At 61.3% G+C, this 4,190-nt stretch carries 4 protein-coding genes; 2 read left to right on the forward strand and 2 right to left on the reverse strand.

Annotated elements, in window-relative coordinates:
* Nucleotides 1–194: 194 nt before the first annotated feature.
* Together KGA97_RS29090 and KGA97_RS29095 are read left to right on the forward strand one after the other, a co-directional pair.
* The gene (locus tag KGA97_RS29090) at nucleotides 195–1,241 is read left to right on the forward strand and encodes a class I SAM-dependent methyltransferase (protein WP_192418619.1); all 1,047 of its coding nucleotides are present in this window, start codon (nucleotides 195–197) and stop codon (nucleotides 1,239–1,241) included.
* 155 nt (nucleotides 1,242–1,396) lie between these two features.
* Nucleotides 1,397–2,239: an NAD-dependent protein deacetylase gene (locus tag KGA97_RS29095; RefSeq protein ID WP_207285911.1), complete on the forward strand. Its 843-nt coding sequence runs from the start codon at nucleotides 1,397–1,399 to the stop codon at nucleotides 2,237–2,239.
* Between the two features lie 350 nt (nucleotides 2,240–2,589).
* Here KGA97_RS29095 and KGA97_RS29100 read toward each other — a convergent pair whose 3' ends face one another.
* On the reverse strand, nucleotides 2,590–3,915 hold the full coding sequence (locus tag KGA97_RS29100) for an OprD family porin (protein ID WP_223481964.1): 1,326 nt from the start codon (nucleotides 3,913–3,915) through the stop codon (nucleotides 2,590–2,592).
* Between the two features lie 141 nt (nucleotides 3,916–4,056).
* On the reverse strand, nucleotides 4,057–4,190 hold a 134-nt coding region (locus KGA97_RS29105; protein ID WP_223481965.1), incomplete at its 5' end, for a GntP family permease.

Genomic DNA, 4,190 nt, shown 5'->3' on the forward strand with positions numbered 1-4,190 from the left:
CCTACAGGGGATGTGTGTGAATCAGGCAAATGCGGGCTTTCGTCGCTCCGGCCGGCAGCCCACGGCCTGCGGACTAAACTTACTGCACGCAGGACGCACTCACCGTCCTGATCATTTCCACGACCACTGCCCAGAGGCGAATGCCTCGACAAAGAATGCCCCTGGACCGTGATCCAGCTGAAGGAGCACACGTGATGGACGAGGCCAGACTCAACGATTTCATGGGCAAACTGGTGAACGACATGGGCGGCGCGGCGATGCTCGCCAACGTCATCCTCGGCGAAGAGCTCGGGCTGTACCGGGCGATGGCCGACAGTCAGTTGATCAGCCCCGAAACACTCGCCGAGAAAACCGGCTGCAACCCCCGCCTGCTGCGCGAATGGCTCAGCGCCCACGCCGCGTCCGGTTACATGGAACACCGCGACGGCCAGTTCCGTCTGCCCGAAGAACAAGCCCTGGCGCTGGCGATCGAAGACTCACCGGTCTACGTGGCGGGCGGTATCGGGGTGGTCGCGTCGTTTTTCCATGACAAGGACAAGCTGGTCAAAGCCATGCGCGGCAACGGCGCCCTGCCCTGGGGCGAACACCATCCGTGCATGTTCAGCGGCACGGAACGGTTCTTCCGGCCCGGCTACAAAGCGCACCTGGTCGCCGAATGGCTACCGTCCCTTGAAGGTGTCGTCGCCAAACTGGAGGCTGGCGCCAAGGTCGCGGACATCGGCTGCGGGCATGGCGCATCGACGGTGATCATGGCCCAGGCGTTCCCCGAATCGCGGTTCGTCGGCTTCGACTACCACGCGCCGTCCGTCACCGTCGCCACCCAGCGCGCCGAGGAAGGCGGTGTGTCCGGGCGGGCGCGGTTCTTCCAGGGCACGGCAAAAAGCTACCCCGGCGACGACTACGACCTGATCTGCTATTTCGACTGCCTGCATGACATGGGCGACCCGGTGGGCGCGGCGCGGCACGCCTATGAGTCGCTGAAGCCGGACGGCACGGTGCTGCTGGTGGAACCGTTCGCCAACGACAAGCTAGACGACAACGTTACCCCGGTTGGCCGGTTGTTCTACGCCGCCTCGACGTTCATTTGCACCCCGAACTCGCTGTCCCAGGAAGTTGGCCTCGGGCTCGGCGCCCAGGCCGGTGAGGCGCGGTTGCGCAAGGTGTTTACGGAAGCGGGATTCAGCACATTCCGCCGGGCGACGGAAACGCCGTTCAACCTGATACTCGAAGCTCGCAAGTAAACACCGTACCTGTAGGAGCCGGCTTGCCCGCGAAGGCGGTATCTCAGGCACACCGTCGTTGTCTGATAGGCCGTCTTCGCGGGCAAGCCACGCTCCTACAGGTGAATCACCAAATGCTACCCTTCAAACACCCCAGACCCATCGGAGTGTTGAACATGCTCGACAGTCGCACCCGCGAACAACTCGACCGGCTCCAGCAGTTCATGACCGACCAGCCGTTCGTGGTCCTGACCGGTGCCGGCATCAGCACCCCGTCGGGCATTCCGGACTACCGCGACCACCAGGGCGTGCGCCGTGGCCGGCAACCGATGATGTATCAGGAATTCCTCAGCGCCCCGGAATCCCGACGCCGCTATTGGGCGCGAGCGATGCTCGGCTGGCCGCGGGTGCGCCAGGCTCAGCCGAATGTGGCGCATGAAGCCCTCGCCAACCTGCAAAGCACCCGACAGATCAGCGGGCTGATCACCCAAAACGTCGACACCTTGCACGACCAGGCCGGCAGCCACGACGTGATCGAACTGCATGGCAGCCTGCACCGGGTGCTGTGCCTGGATTGCGGGCAGCGCAGTGAGCGGGATTCGATCCAGCAATTGATGGAAACGCAGAACCCGTATCTTGCCGGCGTGGATGCGGTGCAGGCACCGGACGGCGACACGCTGCTCGACGCGGCGTTCGAAGCGCGGTTTCAGGTACCGCACTGCCCGCATTGCGCAGGTGAGCGAATGAAACCGGACGTGGTGTTTTTTGGCGAGAACGTGGCGCAGGTGACGGCAGCCAAGGCAATGGCTGCAGTGGAAAAAGCGGCGGGATTGCTGGTGGTGGGGTCTTCGTTGATGGCGTATTCGGCGTTTCGGTTATGCCGGGCGGTGGCGGATCAGGGCAAGCCACTGATAGCGATTAACCTGGGCAAGACGCGGGCGGATGACATCCTCGATCTGAAAATCGAGGCTTCGTGTGAACAACTATTGCCGTTGCTGACCCAGCGCCTGACACCTTAGCAACAACGCATACCTTGCCGGCGATGGCGGCGTAACAGATACACCGCGTCGCCTGAATCGCCAGCAAGCCGGCTCCTACAAAGACCGTGCCCGCCTGGCACCTTAGCAACTGACACAACACATACCCTGTAGGAGCCGGCTTGCCGGCGATGACGTCCGCAAAAACAGCGCAAACCTCAAGGCCCAATCGCCGGCAAGCCGGCTCCTACAAAGACCGTGCTTGCCTGACACCAACGGACACAACACATACCCTGTAGGAGCCGGCTTGCCGGCGATGACGTCCGCAAAAACAGCGCAAACCTCAAGGCCCAATCGCCGGCAAGCCGGCTCCTACAAAGACCCGTGGGCGATTACAGCAGCGACAAGGTGTAGTTGATGATAAAGCGATTCTGATCAACGTTACGCCCGGCATCGGTATTCGACTTGCCGTTGCGCACGCTGAAACCAAGCCCCTTGAGCGACCCCGATTGCAACACGTAGTCCAGGGTCATATCACGCTCCCACTCGGACTGATCGCCCGCGTTGCGAACCTTGATGTCAGTCCCTTTCAGATACGCGATCGACGCTTTCAGACCCGGCACGCCCAAAGGCGCGAAGTCATAGGAATATTGACCGAAGTTCGTCTGCTCGCCTGCGCGGGTAAAGCTCTGGATCATGCGGTCCGTCGGCAGGTAAACACTGCCACCACCCGCCCCTTTATCAACCAGGCTGCCTTGGTTGGGCTGCACGAAGTTGCTGCCGTCACCCACCTGTTGATGCCCCAGCGACACCGAGTGACCACCGTTCACATAGGTGATCATCGCCACCCAGGTGTTGTTGTCGATTTCACCGTTGTTGTCCTCGGTATAACCCGAGGTGCGGTAGCCTTGGGCGCGGCCGGCAGCGGAACTGTTGGCGCCTGTCGATGTGGTGTTGAAGTAACGCAGATCGGTGGTGAACGAGCTTTTGCTGTCGATCGGCAACACGTGGGTCAGACCGAAGAAGTTCTGGTTGTAGAAGTCTTCCATCTGCGCGAAGTAGTACTGCGCCTTCAGTTCCTTGGTGATGTAGTAGTCACCGCCGGCGAAGTAGAACTTGTTGCTGTCCTGGGTGGCGCCCGGCACCGACAAACCGGTCCGGTCCGTCGAGGCGCGGCCGACCGCATGTTCAAGCACGCCACTGGTCAGCATCAACCCATCGATGTCATTCGAGGTGACCTGCGCACCGGTGAACGACTGCGGCAATACGCGGGCATCGTTCGACAACAGGATCGGCAGTTTCGGCAGCAAAGTGCCGTAGCGGAACTCTGTTTTTGAGATGCGCATCTTCGCCGTGGGGCCGAAGCTGCTCCAGGTGTCGGCAGCACCGTCGCCGTCACTCGGGATCATGCCGCTGCCCACGTGGCGACCCGCGCCGCTGTCCAGCGTCACACCGAGCAACGCTTGCGCATCCAGCCCGAACCCGACCGTGCCCTGAGTAAAACCGGACTCATAGCGCAGCACAAAACCCTGCGCGGCCTCCTCGGTTTTCGACGGGTCCGCCGTGCCATCGCGGTTATCGCTGTTGAAATACAAAGTGCGCATCGACAGCGTGGCTTTGCTGTCCTCCAGAAAACCGTGCGCGGCAGAGTCGGCTGCCTGTGCGCACATCGAACCGGTGGCCAGCAAAAGTGCGGTGGGGATTGCTCGCTTGAACATACGGTGCTCCTGGGTCATTTTTTATGTTTTTTTTTAGTTTTTGCCGACCGCTGTCCGCCACGGGCACTCAACCGAGGCGTGCACAATGCCGCGCTCGATGAGTGACCATGAGCCTTGAGGAAAGCGATCGGAGTGTTCGAGCTAGATGAGGTAAGAAAGACCCACGGTCAGCGCGAAGGCGACCAGCGAAATAATGGTCTCCAGCACGGTCCAGGTCTTGAACGTCTGGGTGACGCTCATGTTGAAGTATTCCTTGATCAACCAGAAGCCGCCGT

It is taken from the genome of Pseudomonas sp. BF-B-15, assembly GCF_019946675.1.
Classification (GTDB): domain Bacteria; phylum Pseudomonadota; class Gammaproteobacteria; order Pseudomonadales; family Pseudomonadaceae; genus Aquipseudomonas; species Aquipseudomonas migulae.